Origin of the sequence: Aeromonas sp. 603079 (assembly GCF_049172135.1) — a bacterium.
In the GTDB taxonomy this organism is placed as follows: domain Bacteria; phylum Pseudomonadota; class Gammaproteobacteria; order Enterobacterales; family Aeromonadaceae; genus Aeromonas; species Aeromonas veronii.
In genome coordinates, this window is record NZ_JAAKPX010000003.1 from 156,489 (window position 1) to 179,049 (window position 22,561).

Genomic DNA, 22,561 nt, shown 5'->3' on the forward strand with positions numbered 1-22,561 from the left:
GTGTGGTTGAGTGAAGGTGCGAATGTGGCTGTCGAACTGTGACGTTCGTCACTTGTGACGAAGCCGCCCGGAGGGTTCGTCACCTTGGAAAACGCAGCATAAGTAGGGTGCAAAGAACGCAGTGAATTGCACCGCTTTCAAATATGTTCGCGGTGCACGGCGCTGCGCTTGTTGCACCCTACGGTGGGATGTCTGAGGGGGCGATGTGGTTTGCTCCCTTCTCCCCTTGCGGGAGAAGGGCTGGGGATGAGGGGGGAGGTCAGCCATATGTTCGCGGTGCACGGCGCTGCGCTTGTTGCACCCTACGGTGGGATGTCTGTGGGGGGCGATGTGGTTTGCCCCCTTCTCCCCTCGCGGGAGAAGGGTTGGGGATGAGGGGGCCGGTAACTGAGTTAACGGAAACAAGAGAGGGAGGCCAATGCCTCCCTCTCTATTTGCTGACGTTTTCTATGCCTTTAAGAGGCCATCAACCCGCCATCAGATATCCACCTGCGAACCCAGCTCGATGACCCGGTTGGGCGGGATCTCGAACTGATCCGGCGCGCGCAGGGCGTTGCGCTGCAGCAGCATAAAGAGCTTGCCGCGCAGATAGAGATACCAGGGGCGGTCTTTCATGATGAGCGACTCGTGGGCCATAAAGAACGAGGTCTCCATCATCCGGCAGCTCAGCCCCTCGGCGTTGCAGCGGTGGAAGATCTCCTCCACGTTCGGAGTCTCGCGCCAGCCGTAGCTTGCCACCACCCGCCAGAAGGTGGGGGAGAGCTGCTCGATGCAGACCCGGCGCACATTGTGGACGTAGGGCACATCCTCCACCCGCAGGGTGAGCAGGATGATCCGCTCGTGCAGCACCTTGTTGTGCTTGAGGTTGTGCAGCAGCGCATGGGGGATAACATTGACCACCCGCGACATATAGACAGCAGTACCGGCCACCCGGGTCGGCGGGGATTTTTCCAGCGAGGCGATCATCGGCTCAAGGGAGTTGCCGTGCTCGTTGAGGCGGCGAATAAGCTGGAAACGCTCGCTCTTCCAGCTGGTCATCACGGTGAACATCACCGCGCCCAGGGTGAGCGGCAGCCAGCCGCCGGAGAATATCTTGGCGAGGTTGGCGGCAAAGAGAGGCACGTCGATACAGAGCAGCGCGGCAAACAGGATGGCCACCAGATACTTGTTCCAGTGCCAGCTGTTCTTGGCCACCGAGCAGGAGAGGATGGAGGTGAGCACCATGGTGCCGGTCACCGCGATGCCGTAGGCCGCCGCCAGATTGCTGGAGTGCTCGAAGCTCATGATGACGATCACCACCGAGATATAGAGCATCCAGTTGATGACCGGAATATAGATCTGGCCGGACTCCTGCTCGGAGGTGTGGACGATGCGAATGGGGGAGAGATAACCGAGCCGTACCGCCTGCCGGGTCAGCGAAAAGACCCCGGAGATCACCGCCTGTGAGGCGATCACTGTCGCCATAGTTGCCAGCAGCAGCAATGGCAGCAGCGCCCATTTCGGCGCAAGCAGGAAGAAGGGGTTGGCAATGGCGGCGGGGTTGCTCAGCAGCAGCGCCCCCTGACCGAAGTAGTTGAGCACCAGAGAGGGCAACACCACGATAAACCAGGCGAGGCGAATGGGATTTTTGCCAAAGTGGCCCATATCCGCGTAGAGCGCCTCCACCCCGGTGATGGCCAGCACCACGGCGCCGAGGGCAAAGAAGGAGGTGGTCTGGTACTGGACAAAGAAGCGCACCGCCCAGATGGGGTTGAGCGCACCCAGCACCTCGGGGTTGTGGATGATGCCGCGCAGCCCCAGCACCGCCAGCGTCATAAACCAGATCAGCATGATGGGGGCAAACAGCTTGCCCACCATGGCGGTGCCATGTTTCTGGATGGCAAACAGCAGGGTCAGCACCAGCACCGAAAGGGTGACGATATAGGGGTCGAGGGCGGGGGTGAGAATGCTCAGACCCTCGATGGCCGACATCACCGACATCGCCGGGGTGATCACCACCTCGCCATAGAAGAAGCTGCCACCAATCAGACCGAGGATGATCAGCAGCGGTGTCCAGCGGGTGGAGGCGTTGCGGGTCGCCAGCGACATCAGGGTGAGAATGCCACCCTCACCGGCGTTGTCGGCCCGCATCACAAAGGAGAGGTACTTGACCGACACCACCAGGATCAGCAGCCAGAAGATCAGCGAGAGAAAGCCGAGAATGGAGGCGGGCTCGACGCCGAACCCGAATTGACCTGACAGGCACTCGCGCAAGGTATAGAGCGGGCTGGTGCCGATATCGCCATAGACTACGCCAATCGCCGCCAGCATGACGCCGGACATGGCTTGTTGTTTATCACAGTTCATGAGTTCATCTTGTCAGTTTGATGTTTACACGTTTGCCACAGCAGATCGCCCCGAACACATCAGGTATGTGTGGATACAACATCGGGGGGAAATCAAAGGATTGCGATGGGAAGGGAGCTAATCGGATATAAAGATGCGTTTCATGGGACACAGTCTGTTCATCTGTCGTTAAGCTTATAATGACACACACTCTGCGGGTTCATGCTCAGGTATAAATAATCAAAACGTCCTTTTGAGTAAGGTTATTAATTGGCCATTGATTGAAATATTCATGCGCTCTGCGGGCAACCGTTTGTTTTATCTGGGGAAGTGGTTTTGCCACAATTATTTACCGGATTGAGTGAAAAACAGACGATAAAATAGTGACTAATTAATTGTTGGCAGGATAGCAAAGGTGAGGGCGCTGGGTAGCAATGGAGTCTTTATTTGGGCGGGGAAAATGCAGGGTGCAATGAACGAAGTGAATTGCACCAAATATTGAAAGAAGCAAGAGGTGCAATGCGCTGCGCTTATTGTATTCCTACGATACAGACTCGATTTTCTTTGATAGTGATAATTATCCATATGAATGCATTCTCTGTAATCTGTTCATAGTTATCACCATGTGAAAAATAATGAGACATGAATTTTTAACAATGAATCTTCTATGCATGGTTATATTGGTTGTCAAGGTTAATGTCGTGCATTAAAATTAGAAAGCAATAGAGTACAATGAGAAATTCTCATTGTACTGCACAGGTCATATCGTGTATTAAAAATAAACTAAAATATTTAACTTAAGAACAACTCGCTCTTTAATTTTCTATGGTAATCAACTAGTTCCTTTGGGGAGGGGCCTCCTTCTAGGAGGCAATACCATGATTGAGCTATTTCAAATAGATCTGCATAAAGATCAAAGAAATCATTTGTGATATCGCAACCTTTACCGATGAGATTCATCTGAAAGCCAAATAAACTCAGGGGAGCGATATTTGCTATTGAACTCTTAGCTCTCTTGCCAAATTTAAGTGCAGCTATTATTTCTGAGGTATTTAGTTGTTGTGATTTGGGGAAGCATTTCTCCACCAAAACAATAGAGTATTCATCTTTTATTTCCTCTAAATCAAAAGGAAAGAAATTTTCATGTGGTCTTATTCCATCTGCAAACATTGCACGATAAACGCGCAATGTATTAACTATTAACTCTTTGTCGATATTTTTGAATATTTTATTTGTTTGACGGAATAAAGTCAGAGTAGTCTTTGCATCCTCAGATAAGCTCTCAAGTGTTGGTGATACAATATCAATTAACTCTTTTTTTATTTCTGTGTAAACTAGTTTTTCACTATTTAATGAGATGTGCTTGCTGTTAGATACTATCAACCTAATTTCATCGTCTATTTCTGAAGATATTCTTTCTAAATTCAATCTGAATAGATTTGGCCAAGTGTCTGACTTTATTATCGCGGATTTTTCTTTGTTATTTCTTTCTGCGACAGTTATTTTCCCGCTGGGTTTGTATGGTATTGCACTCATACCTAAATAGGTAGTCATGTGGTTATAAACGCTATCTACGATATTCCAATGTTCTAATGTTAGTTGTCTAGTGTCTGTGGGGAAGCCACATTTATTTATCCATGTAATTTGATCCTGCTTTAAATCCCCATTTGGATGCTTCCAAGATGCATGTACAATCGCATTTCTTATGTATTTTATAGCTAGAAATTGATCGAAGATATGGTCTTCTACATCAAATCCACAATTCTTAAAGGTGGCTTTTAGTAAATTAACCTTATCTTCATTAGACATTCTTTTATTCGCGGCTGTTTCGGCTAGGTAACATTCAATGATTCCATGCTGATCTTTTTCTTGCCATGCTTCAAGCATAAATTCAATGCTTCCTATTACAGCAACTATATATAACCTACATAGTGCAGCATTACATAAGCTAGGTATTTCAATTCTTAAAGGATGCGATAAGAGGGTCTCTCTTGCATCCCTTAAATAAATGATGTCATCTGAGTATGTATCAATAAATTGTTGATTGTGCATAATTTACGCTCCATGTAAAAAGATGTTATAAAAATAATCAATTATGACATTTCTATGATATTTATAAAAATAACAGTCCGCACAGCTGCAATCTTGATTTTAGTCCTGGTCTACACCTATTAATGAGCGCTGCTCAACTGGTCATTTTCATGGGCACGCCCCAACGGACATGGTTTCCAAGTGACACATGGTAACCGAACAGATAAAAAACTAAAAGGGCAGAGTCTGAAAATTCGCCATATATAAACAAACAGATCGGCAATTGGTTTTTTGTGTTTGTCTGTATTCAGTTTTGCTTGATGATCTTCAGTTTTGCTTGATGATCTCTTGTTTTATCGAGAGAAAGCCAAACAACTTGCCGCCACTCCAAGCGGCTTTGGCGTGCTGCACTGTCCATTTTTGGCCCTTGGCATGGCTTTTCTCCCCGGATGTCATTCCTCCGCTTGCCCGGTTTGGAGTGGCCGAACCTGGCTGCAAACGCCTTCGAACTGCTCCTTATGCGGCTGGGGCAGAGGCTGGTCAGCCGGTGTCGAGCTCGTCACTTTTGTCGTGTCGATCACACTTCCCACCCCGTCGTCACCCTCGTCAGGGGTGGCGTTCAGCACGAAAATTTTTCTGATTACTTCTTTATTTTCAGTTGCTTGTGAATTTTTATCGCACCCTCGGCCCGTTTTGGTCTGATAAATGCTTTGTGTGGGGCTGGCCGCCTCTTTGCCTGTCGGCGGGCGGCCCGGTGTAACGAACCATTTAGGATCCCTCTCTATGAACAGCTTCGTGATTGCAGATCCCAGTCTCTGTATTGGGTGTCGTACCTGTGAGGTGGCCTGCGCCGTTTCACACCAGTCAGGGTCTTGCAGCGGGACCCTTGAGCGGGAGGGCGGCCTGCATCTTGCCATCGAGGATGGACATCTGGTCTCCAAGGACAGCTACTTTCAGCCGCGCCTGAAGGTGATCGTGGGCAGCAAGGTGACCACGCCGGTGCTCTGCCGCCAGTGTGAAGACAAGCCGTGCGCCATGGCCTGCCCGAACAATGCCATCGTCAGCGAGGATGGTTGCGTCAAGGTGTTGCAGGAGCGCTGCATCGGCTGCAAGTCCTGCGTGGTGGCCTGTCCTTACGGCGCCATGGCGGTGGTGCTCAAAGAGGTGGCACCCGCTGCCGATTCGCTCTTCAAGCGTCCGCAGACCAAGGCGCAGGCGCTCAAGTGCGATCTCTGCCGTCACCGCGAGGCGGGCCCGGCCTGTGTCGAGGTGTGTCCGACCCAGGCGCTGCGGCTGGTCACGCCGGAGCATCTTGAAACCCTGAACCGGCAGAAACAGCTGGCCAGTGCCGAGGCACTGCTGGCGATGCCGGCGCGGGTGTGAGCGGGCTTGCCGAGCCGTTTTTCGTTAACAAACAAGAGTGTGAGTCATGAAAAAAGTCATTACCGTGTGCCCCTATTGCGGCACCGGTTGCAAAATCAACCTGCTGGTTGAAAACGACAAGGTGGTGGGGGCTGAAGGCGCCAACGGCCGGACCAACGAGGGGCAGCTCTGCCTCAAGGGCTATTACGGTTGGGATTTTTTGAACGACACCAACCTGCTGACCCCCCGTCTCAAGAGCCCGATGATCCGCCGCGAGCGCGGTGGCAAGTTCGAGGCCGTCTCCTGGGATGAAGCGATCGAGTTTGCCAGCAGCCGTCTCTCTGCCATCAAGGCGAAATATGGCCCGGACGCCATCATGACCACCGGCTCTGCCCGTGGCCCCGGCAATGAAGCCAACTATGTGATGCAGAAATTTGCTCGTGCGGTGATTGGGACGAACAACGTCGACCACTGCGCGAGGGTGTGACACGCACCCTCAGTCTCCGGTCTGGAGACAACTGTAGGTAACGGCGCCATGAGCAACGCCATTCCCGAAATTCAAGAGACCAAGTGCCTGCTGGTGTTTGGTTACAACGCTGCTGACTCTCACCCCATCGTCGCCCGCCATATCCTCAAGGCGAAGGCAAACGGGGCCAAGGTGATTGTGTGTGATCCCCGCATGGTGGAGACCGCCCGTATCGCCGATCAGTGGCTGCCGCTCAAAAACGGTTCCAACATGGCGCTGGTTAACGCCTTCGCCAACGTGTTGATTAACGAAGGGCTCTACAACAAGGCGTTTGTCGCCAACTACACCGAAGGGTTCGAGACTTTCAAGGCGACGGTGGCCAAGTACACCCCGGAATATGTCGAGGGGATCACTGGCCTCAAAGCCGCCGATATCCGCGCCGCCATTCGCACCTATGCCGAGTCGCCTGCGTCCATGATCCTGTGGGGCATGGGGGTGACCCAGTACGGTCAGGCGGTGGACGTGGTCAAGGGGCTGGCGGGTCTGGCGCTGCTGACCGGCAACTTCGGTCGCCGCGGCACCGGTTGCGGGCCGGTTCGCGGCCAGAACAACGTGCAGGGCACCTGTGACATGGGGATGCTGCCGCACCAGTTCCCGGGTTATCAGTCGGTGGCCGATCCCGCCATCAGCGCCAAGTTTGCCAAGGCGTGGGGCGTGGAGTCGCTCTCCCAAAAGCCCGGCTATCGCCTGACCGAGCTTGGCCATAAGGTAGAGGAGGGCAAGTGCAAGGCCTTCTACATCTTCGGTGAAGACCCGGCCCAGACCGAGGCTGACTTGGGTCAGTTCCGCCGCACTCTGGCGGGGATGGAGCTGGTGATCGTGCAAGATATCTTCATGACCCAGACCGCCGAGATGGCCGACGTCATTCTGCCCGCCACTAGCTGGGGCGAGCATGAAGGGGTCTACAGCTCGGCGGATCGCGGCTTCCAGCGTTTCTACAAGGCGGTGACGCCCCCCGAGAACGTGAAGCCGGACTGGGCCATCTTCTCGCTGATGGCGACCGCCATGGGTTATCCCATGGAGTACCACAACACCGAAGAGATCTGGGACGAGATGCGTGCGCTCTGCCCGCTCTACGCCGGGGTCAGCTACGACAAGATGGCCGATCTCAAGAGCGTGCAGTGGCCCTGTCCGACCGAGGATCACCCGGGCACCAGCACTCTGTTCGAGGGGAATGTGTTCACCACCCCGAGCGGCAAGGGTCAGCTGATCGCCTCCGAGTGGCGGCCGCCGCTGGAGCAGCCCTGTGCGGAGTACCCGCTGGTGCTCTCCACCGTGCGCGAGGTGGGTCACTACTCCTGCCGCTCCATGACCGGCAACTGCTCGGCGCTGCAAACCCTGGCCGATGAGCCGGGCTATGTGCAGATCCACCCGAGCGATGCCAAAAAGCTTGGGGTGAAGGATCAGGCGCTGGTCTGGATCTCGTCGCGCCGTGGCAAGGTGATCACCCGTGCCAACTACAACGACCGGGTCAACGCCGGGGTGGTCTACATGACCTACCAGTGGTGGATCGGGGCCTGCAACGAGCTCACCATCGAGCACGTCGATCCCGTCTCCCACACGCCGGAGTACAAGTACTGCGCGGTGAAGATCGAGCGCATCGACAATCAGCCTGAGGCGGAAGTGTATGTCCAGACTGAATACAGCGCGCTCAAGGCGAAATTGCGCAGCGCAGCCAAGGGCTGACCCGCCCTAAAAAAGGACGTTCTGCACAAATAAGGGAACCCGACTCGGATTTATCGAGTCGGGCACCCTTTTATTACCCAAAAACAGGGGATAAATGATGCAACATGAAATTGGTCGCTTATTCGGAATTTTCTATATTGGCACCTATCTGGCGGCGATATTGCTAGGAATAGGTTGCTATATTTGGCGCGACGAGATGATATTTCTGCTCGGCTTCGGTTTTTTCGGCTGTTTTATGGCTGCACGGCTCGCCATGGGCAGCGTATTTTCCGCCTTGAGTATTTCCAGTGCCTGGCTGATCGGGTTTATCTCCACCACCTTGATCAACGGCCTGCTGCTGGGGGTGATCACCCTGCTGGTCTACCTCACGCACCAGAGCGTCACCGCCGAGCTTGCCGACAACGCCAGCTGGCTGCTGATGGCCTTCCAGAGCCTGTCGGCCCTCTTTATCTTCGGTGGCCTGAAGTGCTGCCATAGCCGGATCATCACTTCGTAAATTGCTGATGGATGGGCAGCAAATGCCATCTTGAAACCCGCAGTCAGCGAAGAGGAGAGGCAGATCTGACAGTTGACGGCGGCCCACTTTTCGGGCGCCTTAATTGAGATCAAGAACTGATGAAATAACCGGTTAAATATGGCCGTCAGATATATTAAATCGGATTGTAATGAAATTTGAGCTCATCTATGATGAGTCGCCATTCCAATATATCCCCCGATAACGATGTTACTTTTTGTTGTCGTTCGTTAATAACAACTCTGGAATTGCAACATGCGACAATTTTCGTCACCGCTTTTCTTATTGGCAGCCGCTTTTACGGGCTGCGGCTATTTATTTTGGTGACGGGTGCTTGTCGTGATGCGATGGCATGGACAGCCTGACTGGTGACTAAATCGATATAACGTGAGGCCGCAATGCTAAATGTGAGTGCCATCCCCCTGGACGAGATCTCTCCCATCTGGGACGACGGTTTCCTCCTGCTCTCCAAATCCCTCCTGTCGGCCGTGACGCTCGATGATTTTATCCACAAACTCAACAAGATAGATGCCAGCTTTGGCGGCGTGACCCGGGTCAACCTGATCCTCAACATGGGTGCAGACGAGGAGGCCATCTTCTACTTCATGGGACATTCCGGCCCAAAGCATCTGGTCTGCCCCAAGGCAGAGCTGCACCTCTCCCCCCGTCCTGCCAAAGAGACCCCGGAACAGGCCATCATTCTCGCTGCCGCCCGCTTTGAGAATCGCTGCCCGGCGCTGGATCGCGAAGGGGTCTACGGGGGGCTGCGCTCCTACTGCCAGCTCCCCATCACCACCGCCCGCAGCCACCTTGGCGGGGTCGAGTTTATCAACACCCAGCTAGACAGCTTCACCATGGAGACCCTCGCCAAGCTGACCCAGCTGGCGGCCATTATCGCCATTGCGCTGGAGAACGTGCTCGACAAGGAGCGCACCCTGGAGCAGGCCAACTCCCTGCGTCTTGAGCGCGACAGCTGCAAAATTCTGGTGGATGTGACCAACGCGGTAATCAAACTGGTGCGCATCGCCGAGCTGCCCAAGAGCCTGTTTACCATCCTGCATCACCACTTCGGCATCAGCAGCTTGTGTCTGGCGGAGTACAACGCCACCTCCGACAGCTTCAAGAGCTATCTGGTCAATCAGCACCAGAGCGATCAGCCGGGCATCATCGATCACTCCTGTTTTGAAAAGAAGTGTCTGCAGGGGGCCCTTGGCCACAGCGAGCCGTTTTTTGTCTATCGCGAACACGGCCACGGTTGCAGCAATCGCTGCCGCTTTACCTCCCAGATCCTGCCGCCCGAGGCCGACAGCTCCTGCATTTTGCCGCTGCGCTATCGGGGCAACCTGCTGGGGGTGTTGATCCTCTCGCACCCCAACGCCGACTTCTTTGCCGATATCGATATCTCCTTGCTGGAGCAGGTGGCGGCGCGCACGGCCATTGCCATGAACAACGTGCAGGCGCAGCAGGAGATCTCCAACACCAACGGAGCCAAAGAGAAGACCATTCGCATCAACGAGCCGCAGATGCAGGGAGAGTTCCCCCACATCATTTACCAGAGCGCGGTGATGGAGAGCGTGCTGGAGAAGGTGCGGCTGGTGGCCGAGAGCGACAGTACCGTGCTGATCCTCGGCGAGACCGGCACCGGCAAGGAGCTGATCGCCCAGGCCATTCACGCCCTGAGTGCCCGCCACGACCACGAGATGGTGAAGGTGAACTGCGCCGCCATCCCCACCGGCCTTATCGAGAGCGATCTCTTTGGCCACGAGAAGGGGGCCTTTACCGGCGCCCTGACCCAGCGGATCGGCCGTTTCGAGCGGGCCCACAAAGGCACCCTGTTCCTCGATGAAGTGGGGGATATGCCGCTGGACTTGCAGCCCAAACTGTTGCGGGTATTGCAGGAGCACGAGCTGGAGCGGGTGGGCAACAGCAACCCCATCGCAGTGGATGTAAGGCTGGTGGCCGCCACCAACTGCGATCTGCTCTCCATGGTCAAGAACAAGCGCTTTCGAAGCGATCTCTACTACCGGCTCAACGTCTTTCCCATCGAGCTGCCACCCCTGCGGGAGCGGCGCGAGGATATTCCGCTGCTGGTCAATTTCTTTATCAAGAAGATCGCCAAGCGGATGCGCCGCACCATCACCTCGATCCCCGCCGATGCCATGAAAATGCTGGTGTCACTCCCCTGGTACGGCAATATCCGCGAGCTGGAGAACGTCATCGAGCGCGCCGTGGTGATGACCCGTGGCCATGTGCTCAACCTCTCGCCCGATGAGCTGATGCCCCTCAAGGGTTATCACAAGATTGAGACCCTGGTGTATGACGAGCCCGCCACGCCGCTCTTTGCCGAGGAGGGGCCGACCGATGAGCGCGAGGCGATCATCGCCGCCCTGCGCGACTGCAACGGCATCGTCGCTGGCGAGCGGGGGGCGGCCAACCGCCTTGGCATGAAGCGCACCACCTTGCTTTCGAAAATGAAGCGGCTCGGTATTTCAGCCCGAGATCCCGAGATCATTGACGGGGTCGCACCATGAGAGAGCTACTTGAGCTGGAGGCGCGTAGTGAGCGGAGCGAGCAAAAACAGAACGAACAGTGCGAGCAGAGAGAACAGAACGAGCTGGCCCGCTGCGCCATCCACCGCGAGGTGGTGCACTACCGCGCCGATGCACTGACCTGCGACAGCGAAATGGCGCTCCCCTCCGAGACGCCGGTGGCGCTGGTCTACAACGGCATCGCCCACAGCGTGATGATGTGCTCGGCCTCCGATCTGGAGGATTTCGCCATCGGCTTCTCTCTTTCTGAGGGGATCATCGACAGCCTGCTCGATATCCACGACATCGAGCAGATCGACGGCTGTCAGGGGATTGAGCTGCATATCACGTTGGCCAATCGCTGCGTTCATCGCCTCAAAGAGAAGCGGCGCACCATGGCGGGACGCACCGGTTGCGGCATCTGCGGCAGCGAGAGTCTGGAGCAGGTGATCCGCACCCAGCCAAGCTTGCCCGACAGTCAGCGTCTGGCGGTGGGCCATATCGACAAGGTGCTGAGCGCGCTGCGCCCGCTCCAGCTGCTGGGCCAGCGCACCGGCGCCACCCATGCGGCAGTGCATCTGGATGGTGAGGGCAACATTCTCGCCATCCGCGAGGATGTGGGACGCCATATTGCGTTGGACAAGCTGGTGGGGCACTTGTGCCGCACTGGCCGCCGTGACGGAGCCATTCTGGTGACCAGCCGCGCCAGCTTCGAGATGGTGCAAAAGTGCGCCAGCGCCGGGGTGGAGATCTTGCTCGCCATCTCGGCTGCCACCGAGCTTGCAGTCGAGCGGGCCGAGCAGACCGGGCTCACTTTGGTGGGCTTTTGCCGTCCCGGGCGGGCCGAGATCTACAGCGGGTGTCAGCGTATCCTGCTTAAGTAACAGCAAGAGTGAGAGCCTGCTAAAGGGCTTATAAAAACAGCTAATAAAAAGGGCGGGGAGTGTGACTCCCCGCCCTTGTTGTCTCTGCTTCTGTGGCGGATTAGCGCGCCAGCAGGATACGCAGCATGCGGCGCAGCGGCTCGGCGGCGCCCCACAGCAGCTGGTCACCCACGGTAAAGGCGGCCAGATACTCAGGGCCCATATTGAGTTTGCGCAGACGACCCACCGGAATGCTGAGGGTGCCGGTAACGGCGGCCGGAGTCAGCTCGCGGGCGGTGATGTCGCGATCGTTGGGGATCACTTTCACCCAGTCGTTGTGGGCTGCCAGCAGCGCTTCGATCTCCGCCAGCGGCACATCCTTTTTCAGCTTGATGGTGAACGCCTGGCTGTGGCAGCGCAGGGCGCCGATCCGCACGCAGAGACCATCCACCGGAATGACGGCGTTTTCGATACCCAAAATCTTGTTGGTTTCGGCCTGACCCTTCCACTCTTCACGGCTCTGGCCGTTGTCGAGCTTGGTGTCGATCCAGGGGATAAGGCCACCGGCCAGCGGTACGCCGAAGTTGTCGACCGGCAGGGTGCCGGAGCGGGTCTTCTCGGTGATCTTGCGCTCGATATCGAGAATGGCGGAGGCAGGGTCGGCCAGCTCGACCGCCACTTCGTCACGCAGCATCCCCATCTGGGTGACCAGCTCGCGCATATGGCGGGCACCGCCACCGGAGGCAGCCTGATAGGTGGCCACGCTGACCCACTCCACCAGATCGGCCTTGAACAGGCCGCCAAGGGCCAGCAGCATCAGGCTGACGGTGCAGTTGCCGCCAACGAAGGTCTTGATGCCGTTGTTCAGTGCATGCTCGATGACGTCGCCGTTGACCGGATCCAGAATGATGACGGCGTCCTTCTCCATCCGCAGGGCGGAGGCGGCGTCAATCCAGTAACCCTGCCAGCCGGCGGCTTTCAGGCGCGGATAGACATCCTTGGTGTAGTCGCCGCCTTGCGCGGTGATGATGATATCCTGCCTGGTCAGCGCCTCGATATCGAAGGCGTCCTGCAGAGTACCGGCATCGACGCCGAAGTTGGGGGCGGCCTCACCGGCCTGGGAGGTGGTGAAGAAGGTGGGTTGAATATGGGCGAAATCCTGCTCTTCCTGCATCCGGCTCATCAGAACCGATCCCACCATGCCACGCCAACCGACCAAACCTACTTTTTTCATAATGTCCTACCCTGGATTGCTGCTAATGAAAGGGGTGTTGCACGCCTGCGTCCCTGCTGGCGAAGGCCATTTACAAGGTCTTTACAAGCCATTTAAAAAATATGCGCTGCGAAAAATGCGTCTATCCACATTACGGATTGTGGCGGCGGGCGCAAGTCGAATTGCGCAATATTCTGTGCCGTTCGCTGCAATAAGCGGCAACGGCGGAGCGAGGAACAAAACGGGGCGCAGTAACGATGAAAAGGCCACCGCTTATGGCGGTGGCCTGTCAATAAAGTGGGTTAAACAGCCCGACAGCTTAGGCGCTTAGCCGTAACGGGCCAGGGTCAACCCCTCATCGCTGATGGCGGGCTCGCTGCCGCTGATAAGATCGCACAACAGCTGACCCGAACCGGCCGCCATGGTCCAGCCCAGGGTGCCGTGGCCAGTATTGAGCCAGAGGCCGGGAATGGGGCTCGGCCCCACCAGCGGGGTGCCGTCCGGCGTCATGGGGCGCAGGCCGGTCCAGAATTCAGCCTTGCTGATATCACCCCCCTCGGGGAAGAGATCGCCGACCACCATCGCCAGAGTGTCATGGCGCCTCGGATTCAAGGCGAGGTTGTAGCCTGACAGCTCCGCCATGCCGCCGACCCGGATCCGCTCGTCAAAACGGGTGATGGCCACCTTGTAGGTCTCGTCCAGCACGGTACTGCGCGGCGCGGCATCTGCGTTGATCATCGGCAGGGTGAGGGAGTAGCCCTTGACCGGATAGACCGGCAGCTCAAGCCCGAGCGGGCGCAGCAGCGGCCGCAAAAAGCCGGTAGTATAACTGCCGAGCGCACAGACGATGGCATCGGCGCGATAGCGCTGCTCGCCCGCCCGCACCGCCACGGCGCGGCCGCGGGCTTGCTCAATCTCGTCGATGTCGCAGTTGAAGACGAACCTGACCCCGAGCTTCTCGGCTTCAAGGGCAAGGGCCTTGGTGAAGCGGAAGCAGTCGCCGGTCTCGTCGCCGGGCAGACGCAAGCCGCCGACGATTTTGCCACGTACCCGCGCCAGCGCAGGCTCTGCCGCCTCGCAGCCGCTGGCATCCAGCGACTGGTAGGGGACGCCGTACTCCTCCAGCACCTCGATATCGCGTTGACTGGCATCGAGCTGGGACTGGCTGCGAAACAGCTGCAGGGTGCCGAGCTGGCGTCCTTCGTAATCGATGTTCAGCTCGTCGCGCAGCAGCTTCATGCAGTCGCGGCTGTATTCGGCCAGACGCACCATGCGCCCCTTGTTGGTGGCATAGGCGGTCGGGGTGCAGTTGGCGAGCATCTTCAGCATCCAGCGCAGCTGGAAGGGATCGGCAGTGGGGCGCACGGTGAAGGGGGCATGCTTTTGCAGCATCCATTTGGCCGCCTTGAGCGGGATGCCGGGAGCTGCCCAGGGGGCTGCATAGCCCGGGGATATCTGCCCGGCGTTGGCATGGCTGGTTTCAAGGGCAACGCCCCCTTGTCGCTCCAGCAAGGTCACCTTGTGACCCGCTTTGGCCAGATACCAGGCGCTGGTTACCCCGATCACGCCGCCACCGAGAACCACTATCTCCATATCGTCTTTCCTTGACTGATCTCCTGATGTGGCCACCACCATAATCAGCCGCCACAGGATATTCAACCGCTCTGCGCAGGATTGGGATCTCCGTCTGCCAGCCAGTCACAGGCTGGTGTTTGGTGCGATAGCACGCCTGATTATCAGCGTAAATCGCTGCGCTGTTGTCAGGGGTATGTGTCAGGGGACATGGTCCGCTTACAGCTGCTCAAGGTGGATCAGGTACTGCTCCGCCGTCGCCAGAATGGCCTGCTGCTGTTCGGCGGCTTGGCCATCCCAGTTGGCATAGGGGAGGGCGAGGCGGGGATTGCCGCCCAGTTTGTCCCGATTGCGCCAAAGAAAGTGCCAGTAGAGGCTGTTGAAGGGGCAACTCCCGTCGCCGTGGCGGGCTTTGACCTGATAGTGGCACCCCTTGCAGTAGTGGCCCATCCGCTCGAGATAGGCGCCGCTGCTGGCGTAGGGCTTGCTGCCCATCAGGCCGCCATCGGCAAACTGGCTCATGCCGCGGGTGTTGGGCAGCTCCACCCACTCGATGGCATCCACATAGATAGCGAGATACCACTGATCCACCTCATCGGGGTCAATCCCCGCCAGCAGGGCAAAGTTGCCGGTCACCATCAGCCGCTGGATATGGTGGGCGTAACCGTGCTCAAGGGATTGGTTTATGGCGTGGCGCACGCAGGCCATGTCTGTTTCTCCATTCCAGAAGAAACCGGGCAGCGGCCGGTTGGCCACGAGAAAATTGGTCTGCTGATAGTCCGGCATCTTTTCCCAGTAAAGGGCACGGACAAACTCGCGCCAGCCGAGGATCTGGCGAATAAAGCCCTCCACCTGCGCCAGGGTGATGGTGGCCTGATTGGCCTGCCAGTGGGCTTCGGCTGCGCGGATCACCTCAAGCGGATGAAGCATCTTGCTGTTGAGGGAAAACGACAGTCGGCTGTGAAACAGACTCCAGCCCCGCTCGCTCAGGGCATCCTGATAGCGGCCAAAGTGGGGCAGGCAGTGGGCCAGAAAATGGGTCAGCAACTCGCGACTCTGACGCCTTGTGATGGGCCACGGCAGCTTGCTGGCATCCGCCTCGCCGATGGTGCTGACCCCGTGGCGGGTCAGCATGGCATCGATGTCGCTCACCTCGTTGGCAAAGGTGAGGGGGGCCGGGATTGGCTGGCTCGCCGGCAGTTTGGCGCGGTTCTCGTCATCAAAATTCCAGCGCCCGCCAAGGGGTTGGCCGCGCTCATCGAGCAGCACTTGATATTGCTTTCGCAGGGCGCGGTAGAAGAACTCCATCCGGCTGTGGGGATAGCGCTGCCAGCCATCGCGGGGGGTGAGAAAATGTTCGCTCTCCACCTCGGTAGCAGGGATGGCAAGGCCCGTCGCCCAGCTTTTCAACTGGCTGGCGAGGCGCCACTCATCCGGGCTCTGCCAGGCGAAGCTGTCGGCCTGATGTGCTTCGAGCTGAGCCTCCAGCAAGCCGGGCAAGTCGGGCCAGCGGGCACTCTCATCAAGAGTCAGGTAACAGACTCGGTGGCCCGCCTTGCCAAGGGCCGCCGCGAAGGCGCGCATGGCGGCAAAGAAGGCCAGCACCTTCTGACGGTGGTGGCGACAGTAGTCGGTCTCCTGGCGCAGCTCCGCCATCAGATAGCAGATTGCCGGATCCAGGGTGCGAAACCAGCTGTGACCGGCATTCAGCTGATCGCCGAGAATCAGGCGCAGCTCCATCAGACTCGCTCCCCCTCAGGTTGCTGGCTGCTGTGACGAGCGTGGCGACAGCGCTCGCTGCAGTAGCGAACCTCCTCCCAGCTGCGCGCCCACTTGCGCCGCCAGCTGAAGGGGCGCTGGCAGACGGGGCAGATCTTCTCGGGCAGATGGGGTTTGCGATGCATGATGGCTTCCGGCCTTGGCTGATGGGGGATGTGGCGTGTGGGTAGGGAGAATAACGAACCGGGGGCGTGGACGGATCAACCTCACTGCCAGTTTGCCGCGCAGATGTGCACTTTGTGAGCGGGCGCACAGCCTGTCAGAGCATCTCTTGTTTGCAAATTAACCAGCCGTTAACGTGGCGAGGCTGCCGTTGGCAGCATCCATCAATGGATCTTGTTGGCCACCGACTGTCTACAACCGATATGGAGGGGAGTGATGCCAATCATGACAGCTACGCCCCGGGCAGCTTGCCTGCTCGCCCACTGGTATACCCGGGATCCCATTCTCACCTTCGACTTTCCTCACCGCTGATTGGCGGCACCCGCCGTTTGAATGTGTCAGCCGGACGACCCTGATCGCCCCGGCCTCTTTGCCAATCCCGATTTCATACACACTGGCCTAGCGCCGGTGAGGAGTCTTTTATGCGTCGTATACCCGAGCCGTTTCGTATCAAGATGGTCGAGCCCATCAAACAGACCACTGGCGCCGAACGCCGCGCCGCCCTCGAGGCCGCTGGCTGGAACCCCTTCCTGCTGCTGGCCGAAGATGTCTATATCGATCTGCTGACTGACAGCGGTACCGGTGCCATGTCCGATCGTCAGTGGGCCGGCATCATGATGGGGGATGAGGCCTATGCGGGCAGCCGCAACTTCGTCGAGCTGGAGCGCACGGTGCGCGACATTTTTGGTTACCAGCATGTGATGCCCACCCACCAGGGGCGCGGGGCCGAGCAGATCCTCTTCCCCGAGCTGGTCAAGCGCTGCAAGGGCAAGGCACCGGTCTTTATCTCCAACTATCACTTCGACACCACCAAGGCCCATGTGGAGTTGGCTGGCGCGCGGGCCATCAACCTGCTCACCCCGAAAGCCCTCGACACCACGGCCCTTTATGCCTGGAAGGGGGATTTTGATCTTCCTCGCCTGAGCGACACCATCGAGACCCTGGGGGCCGACAACGTGGCCGGTGTCATCATCACTGTGACCTGCAACAGCGCCGGTGGTCAGCCGGTCTCCATGACCAATATGGAGGCGGTCTCCGAACTGGCCCGTCGCCACCATATTCCGGTGGTGATCGATGCCGCCCGCTTTGCCGAGAACGCCTGGTTTATCAAGGAGCGGGATCCGGCTTATGCGAAGTGCGGCATCAATGAGATAGTGCGCCAGATGTTCGCGCTGGGGGATATCTTCACCATGTCGGCCAAGAAGGATGGGTTGGTCAATATCGGCGGGTTGTGTTGCTTTAAAGAGGATCTCGACCTGTTTCGCGCGGTGCAGGTGCGCTGCGTGGCGATGGAGGGGTTTGTCACCTATGGTGGCCTTGCCGGACGGGACATGGCGGCGCTCGCCATTGGCCTGCGCGAGGGGATGGATGAGGAGTATCTCACCTATCGTATCAGTCAGGTGGCCTATCTCGGCGAGCGGCTGGCCGAGGCGGGTATCCCCATTCAGACCCCCACCGGCGGCCATGCGGTGTTTGTGGATGCCAAGAAGCTGCTGCCCCATATTCCGGCCGAGCAGTTCCCGGCCCATGCGCTTGCCTGCGAGCTCTATCTGGAAGGGGGCGTGCGCGGGGTGGAGATAGGCTCCTTGCTGCTCGGGCGCGATCCCGCCACCGGCAAGCAGGAGGCGGCGGACTTCGAGTTGTTGCGGCTCACCATTCCGCGGAGGGTCTATACCCGGGATCACATGGACTATGTGGCCGACTGTCTGATCGCGGTGAAAGCGCGGGCCAGCGACATTCGCGGGCTCACCTTTGACTACGAGCCGCCGCTGCTGCGCCATTTCACCGCACGGCTGAAACCGGTCTGATCAGCAACCGGTCAGACGGGGTGATCAACCGCGCCAAACCGTGAGAATCACTGGCCGCTCCCGGTTAAACGGCACAGTAAAAAAGCCCCCGCACCAAGGTGCGGGGGCTTTCGTTTATCGAAGCGAAGCGGGGGTCAGACCGCCTGATACTCCAGCTCGACCGAGCCCAGCGCCTTAAGAGTGGACTGGGCGGAGTCACGCTGGCTGATCTGGCCGTTTTTATTCTCCAGCAGCACGGCGCGGCGGATGGTGGCGAGATCTTCGCCGTTAAGCACCGCATGGGCGCAGGCCATCTGCATCGGCGGCAGGCTGGGGTTGAAGGCGGCATTCTCGGCGTAGCGGCCAGAGAAGATGCGGCCATCGGCAAACTGCAACGCCACCGCGGCATAGCCTTGGCTATAGGGGGCATAGCTTTGACGGGCGGCGGCCAGCGCGGCTTGCCACAGCGGGTCTTCGCTTTGAAGCTCAAGCTCTGCGTGATCCTGCGGGCTCATCAGCGCATCCGTGATGTCGAGATCCGCCGGGCCAAACGAGTGGGGCAGGAAGGATTGCAGGGCACTCAGGTCATCGGGCAGAGAGACTTTCAGGATCTTGGCGGTGCTCAGCTCGTTCATGAACTGACGGCAGTGGCCGCAGGGGGTGTAGTTGACGGTGATTTCAGAGATCCCGGTCTCGCCGCCCAGCCAGGCGTTGGAGATGGCGGACTGCTCGGCGTGGACCGAGTGGAACAGACCTTGCCCCGCAAACTCCATGTTGGCACCGAAGTACCAGGTGCCGCTCAGGCCGCAGGCGATGGCACCGACGTAAAACTTGGAGATGGGTGCCACCGAGCAGGCAGCAGCCAGCGGCAACAGGGCGAGGCGCAGTGCGCGATCATCGAGACCTGTGGCGGCTTTCAGGGTGGCGACTTGCTCCGGCGTGAAGCGGGCGTTGAAGTCGGCACTATCCAGCATGGGCTGCACGGCTGCTTTGAGCGGGGCAGAGAGGGTATCGAATGGCTTGGCAAAACGGGGATGCATAGTGTGTCCTCAAAGGCCAATTGGGCGGCCATTGTAGGGAGCAAGCTCGGGTAAATGTGTGAGCAGGCTCACGCCCTGACGGGCAAACGGAGGGGGATGGTAATGGAAACGTTTGTCTTGTGCAAATTGTGCGGCAGGTCGCACCCCGACAGCGCTGCAGAGCTGTCGGGGTGGCTAATCATCGGTCAGGTGAGCCAGTGATAGATGGCAAAGAGGAGGGGAGCGACGGCAGCGGTGAGAATGCCGCACACCACCATGGCGAGCGATGCAAAGGCGCCCTGGGTGATCCCCTTCTCGGCGGAGGTGGCGGTGCCGATGGCGTGGGCACAGGCCCCCATGGCGAGCCCTTGAGCTTCCGGGTCGGTCACTTTCAGCAGTTTGAGCAGCGGGTAGCCGATCAGGGCACCGACAATCCCCACCACCACCACCACGGCGGCCGCGATGGCGGGAATGCCGCCGATGGACTGGCTGACGCTCATGGCGAGCGGGGTGGTAATCGATTTGGTGGCAAGCGAAGCGAGCAGTGCCGGATCTGTGCCCATAAAATGACCGATCAGCAGAGTTGTGCACACCGAGATCAAGACGGAGGCGAGGGTACAGATTAGGATAGGCTTGAGCTTGGCCTGGATCTGGCGCGCCTGCTGATAGAGCGGTAGCGCCAGCGCCACCACGGCGGGCTCCAGCAGCATGGTAATGGGGCTGCTGCCGCGCTCGTACTGCTCAAGGGGCAGATCGAGCCAGAGCAGCAGGCCAATGATCACCGCAGTCGGCACCAGCACCGGATTGATGATGGGCCAGGGCAGGCGTCGATAGAGGGCGCGGGTGGCGAAATAGAGCGCCAGGGTCAGGGGAATTGCGAGCCAGAAGATCATTTGTTCATCCTCTGGTAGAGCCGACCGACGGTGGCGAGGATCAGGACGATCCCGAGCACGATGCAGAGCATGATGACGCCGAAGGATTGGCGCAGGGGCTCAAGCCAGGCCACCAGTCCGACCGCAACCGGCACGAACAGCACACCCATGTGGCGCAGCAGCAAGCCTGCCCCCAGCTCAACCCATTGCAGCTTGATCAGTTGCAGGGAGAGCAGCACAAACAGCAGCAGCATGCCGATGATGCTGCCGGGAAAGGCGAAAGGCAGGATGGCTGCCACGGCTTTGCCTGCCAGCAGGCAGGCGACGATGACCATAAAGTCACGAAAGTACAGCAAGGCGCGTTGCGCGATCACGTGAACCTCATCGACTGGGAAGAAAAACCGCAGTTTACCAGAGAGGCCGGGTCGCGGCATTAAAACAATAACAACTGAAATCAGTTCGTTTGAAGCTGATTTGATTGGCATTTTTTGAAAAGTGCTTGATAGAACCCTGTTCGAACTACAAGGAGTAGTGATGACATCCCTCTTGTCCCGAGTTCGCCAGCTGGCGAACGATACTGCGTTGCCACCCCATCTGCTGCAAACCCGTCAGTGGGAAGGGCCCCTGTGCCGGGTGCGACTCGACAACACCGGCGCTGATGCCACCCCGGTTGAGCGCTGGGTGCTGTTTGACGGCAAGCTTGGTCTGCCGGTGGAGAGCGCCATCTATGGCGAAGGATTCCAGATGCTGGCCCAGACCATGGGGTGCTGGCAGTCACCACAACATGTCGGCCGTTGCCCCGATGCCAGCGTCTATCGCATTACCGATGACAACGGCTATCACACCATTCACAACCTGTTGCTGGTGGAGCATGGCAAGGGGTGGCTGCTGCTCGCCTTTGCCAGCTGCCACCGTTTTGGCGGGGAGTTTCGCCTCTACCCCGATGGTCGCTTGCAGATCCTGATGAACTGCGAAGGGCGGGAACTCGCGGCCGGTGAGCACTGGCAGAGCGAGGCACTGATCTGCCTCGAAGGGGCGGAGCGCGAGGATCTGCTGGCCGAGCTGGCACGGCTGATCGAGGTCGAACATGGCTCGCTGATCGGCAAGGTGAGTGAGCGCCCGAGCGGCTGGTGCTCCTGGTATCACTACTACGCCGAGGTGAGCGCCGCCGACATTCGCGAAAATCTGCAGGTGCGTGCCGAGCGTTTCCCGGCCCTGCGCTATGTGCAGATCGACGACGGCTATCAGGCCAAAATGGGCGACTGGCTCACTCCGTCGGCCAAGTTCGAGCAAGGTGTAGCCTCACTGGCTGCGGAGATCAAACAGGCTGGCTGCGAGCCCGCCCTCTGGGTCGCTCCCTTTATCGCAGAGCCCGGTTCGCAGGTGTTTCAGGATCACCCCGACTGGTTTGTGAAGGGGGATGACGGCCTGCCGCTCCCCTCCGAGCGTGTCACCTATGGCGGTTGGCGTTGTACTCCCTGGTATGTGCTGGACGGTACCCACCCTGAGGTGCAGGCGCACCTTGAACAGGTGTTTCGTACCCTGCGCGAGCAGTGGGGCATCCACTACTTCAAGCTGGATGCCAACTTCTGGGGCGCCATCCACGGTGGTCGTTTCCACGAGCCGGCAGCCACTCGGGTTGAGGCCTATCGGCGCGGCATGGCCGCCATCCTGTGTGGTGCAGGTGAAGGGGCCTTCCTGCTCGGTTGCAACGCCCCCATCTGGCCAAGCCTTGGCTTGGTGCACGGCATGCGGGTGAGCGATGACGTGGAGCGCAATGGCCACCGCTATCGCCAAATTGCCCGCGAGGCCTTCTGCCGTGCCTGGCAGAACGACAAGCTCTGGGCCCTCGACCCCGACTGCATCTGTCTGCGGGATCTGCCAAGCCAGCAGGCGAGCCAGGCTGAATACAGCTTCCATCTGGCAGCGCTGGTGGCGAGCGGCGGCATGATGCTGGCGGGTGATCGGCTGCAAGATCTCGATGAGGAGCAGGCGGCGCAACTGCGCAAGTTGCTGGCGCTCTGCGCCGCCCGGGCACCCTCTGCCCGTTTCGAGTCGATGGACTTTGCCTGTGGCGAAGTAAGCCTGCCCGAGGGCGGCACTCTGCTCTGCCTGTTCAACTGGGAGGGGCAACCACAGGAGTTTCTGCTGCCGGAAGGGGGAACCGATTTTTGGCATGGGCAGGCAGTCGGCACAACCGTGACCCTGCAAGGGGGCGAGGGGCGGGTGATCCACTACACCTGATCACAGCGTCACCATAAACAATTCAGGCTCCATCACGGAGCCTGAATTGTTTCAATCAGCGGTTATCAGCCACGTTTT

At 58.4% G+C, this 22,561-nt stretch carries 17 protein-coding genes; 8 read left to right on the forward strand and 9 right to left on the reverse strand.

Annotation, left to right across the window (positions count from 1 at the left end; translation table 11 throughout):
- Positions 1 to 477: 477 nt before the first annotated feature.
- Both kup and G5287_RS03035 read right to left on the reverse strand, forming a co-directional pair.
- Positions 478 to 2,346, reverse strand: coding sequence for a low affinity potassium transporter Kup (kup, locus tag G5287_RS03030; RefSeq protein WP_421230794.1), 1,869 nt, complete (start codon positions 2,344 to 2,346; stop codon positions 478 to 480).
- A gap of 771 nt (positions 2,347 to 3,117) precedes the next feature.
- The gene (locus G5287_RS03035; protein ID WP_421230795.1) at positions 3,118 to 4,377 is read right to left on the reverse strand and encodes a hypothetical protein; all 1,260 of its coding nucleotides are present in this window, start codon (positions 4,375 to 4,377) and stop codon (positions 3,118 to 3,120) included.
- A gap of 762 nt (positions 4,378 to 5,139) precedes the next feature.
- Here G5287_RS03035 and G5287_RS03040 point away from each other — a divergent pair.
- From G5287_RS03040 to fdhD, 5 genes are all read left to right on the forward strand, one after another.
- Entirely contained in the window at positions 5,140 to 5,739 is a 600-nt protein-coding gene (locus tag G5287_RS03040) for a 4Fe-4S binding protein (protein ID WP_040065709.1), read from the forward strand.
- A gap of 46 nt (positions 5,740 to 5,785) precedes the next feature.
- Complete coding sequence (gene fdhF, locus G5287_RS03045) at positions 5,786 to 7,930, forward strand: formate dehydrogenase subunit alpha (protein WP_081376060.1); 2,145 nt, start codon at positions 5,786 to 5,788, stop codon at positions 7,928 to 7,930.
- A gap of 196 nt (positions 7,931 to 8,126) precedes the next feature.
- Positions 8,127 to 8,426, forward strand: coding sequence for a hypothetical protein (locus G5287_RS03050; RefSeq protein ID WP_234898290.1), 300 nt, complete (start codon positions 8,127 to 8,129; stop codon positions 8,424 to 8,426).
- Positions 8,427 to 8,842: 416 nt separating this feature from the next.
- A complete protein-coding gene (locus G5287_RS03055; RefSeq protein ID WP_421230796.1) occupies positions 8,843 to 10,975 on the forward strand; it encodes a sigma 54-interacting transcriptional regulator in 2,133 nt (710 codons plus the stop codon).
- Positions 10,972 to 11,856: a formate dehydrogenase accessory sulfurtransferase FdhD gene (gene fdhD / locus G5287_RS03060; protein ID WP_421230797.1), complete on the forward strand. Its 885-nt coding sequence runs from the start codon at positions 10,972 to 10,974 to the stop codon at positions 11,854 to 11,856. The genes G5287_RS03055 and fdhD overlap by 4 nt, the downstream gene beginning before the upstream one ends.
- Positions 11,857 to 11,956: 100 nt before the next feature.
- On the opposite strand, the gene asd is transcribed toward fdhD, so the two are convergent.
- Positions 11,957 to 13,069, reverse strand: a complete 1,113-nt coding sequence (asd, locus tag G5287_RS03065; protein WP_182927845.1) for an aspartate-semialdehyde dehydrogenase — start codon at positions 13,067 to 13,069, stop codon at positions 11,957 to 11,959.
- Positions 13,070 to 13,094: 25 nt separating this feature from the next.
- Between asd and G5287_RS03070 the strand changes: the two genes are divergently transcribed.
- On the forward strand, positions 13,095 to 13,379 hold the full coding sequence (locus G5287_RS03070) for a hypothetical protein (RefSeq protein ID WP_421230798.1): 285 nt from the start codon (positions 13,095 to 13,097) through the stop codon (positions 13,377 to 13,379).
- Here G5287_RS03070 and G5287_RS03075 read toward each other — a convergent pair.
- The 3 genes from G5287_RS03075 to G5287_RS03085 all read right to left on the reverse strand — a co-directional run bounded on the left by G5287_RS03075 (position 13,376) and on the right by G5287_RS03085 (position 16,524).
- Positions 13,376 to 14,683, reverse strand: coding sequence for a D-amino acid dehydrogenase (locus tag G5287_RS03075; protein ID WP_421230856.1), 1,308 nt, complete (start codon positions 14,681 to 14,683; stop codon positions 13,376 to 13,378). The genes G5287_RS03070 and G5287_RS03075 overlap by 4 nt on opposite strands.
- Positions 14,684 to 14,839: 156 nt before the next feature.
- Positions 14,840 to 16,360: a cryptochrome/photolyase family protein gene (locus G5287_RS03080; RefSeq protein WP_421230799.1), complete on the reverse strand. Its 1,521-nt coding sequence runs from the start codon at positions 16,358 to 16,360 to the stop codon at positions 14,840 to 14,842.
- A complete protein-coding gene (locus G5287_RS03085) occupies positions 16,360 to 16,524 on the reverse strand; it encodes a DUF2256 domain-containing protein (RefSeq protein ID WP_081849283.1) in 165 nt (54 codons plus the stop codon). Before G5287_RS03085 ends, G5287_RS03080 begins: the two co-directional genes overlap by 1 nt.
- A gap of 459 nt (positions 16,525 to 16,983) precedes the next feature.
- Between G5287_RS03085 and G5287_RS03090 the strand changes: the two genes are divergently transcribed.
- Complete coding sequence (locus G5287_RS03090) at positions 16,984 to 18,369, forward strand: tryptophanase (protein WP_421230800.1); 1,386 nt, start codon at positions 16,984 to 16,986, stop codon at positions 18,367 to 18,369.
- Between the two features lie 134 nt (positions 18,370 to 18,503).
- Here the strand turns inward: G5287_RS03090 and cdd are convergent, their stop codons facing one another.
- The 3 genes from cdd to G5287_RS03105 all read right to left on the reverse strand — a co-directional run bounded on the left by cdd (position 18,504) and on the right by G5287_RS03105 (position 20,613).
- Positions 18,504 to 19,388: a cytidine deaminase gene (cdd, locus tag G5287_RS03095; protein WP_005333283.1), complete on the reverse strand. Its 885-nt coding sequence runs from the start codon at positions 19,386 to 19,388 to the stop codon at positions 18,504 to 18,506.
- A gap of 185 nt (positions 19,389 to 19,573) precedes the next feature.
- Entirely contained in the window at positions 19,574 to 20,260 is a 687-nt protein-coding gene (locus G5287_RS03100; RefSeq protein ID WP_033112624.1) for an LrgB family protein, read from the reverse strand.
- A complete protein-coding gene (locus tag G5287_RS03105) occupies positions 20,257 to 20,613 on the reverse strand; it encodes a CidA/LrgA family protein (RefSeq protein WP_421230801.1) in 357 nt (118 codons plus the stop codon). Before G5287_RS03105 ends, G5287_RS03100 begins: the two co-directional genes overlap by 4 nt.
- A gap of 160 nt (positions 20,614 to 20,773) precedes the next feature.
- Here G5287_RS03105 and G5287_RS03110 point away from each other — a divergent pair, with 160 nt between their 5' ends.
- Entirely contained in the window at positions 20,774 to 22,483 is a 1,710-nt protein-coding gene (locus G5287_RS03110) for a glycoside hydrolase family 36 protein (protein ID WP_421230802.1), read from the forward strand.
- The last annotated feature ends 78 nt before the right edge of the window (positions 22,484 to 22,561 follow it).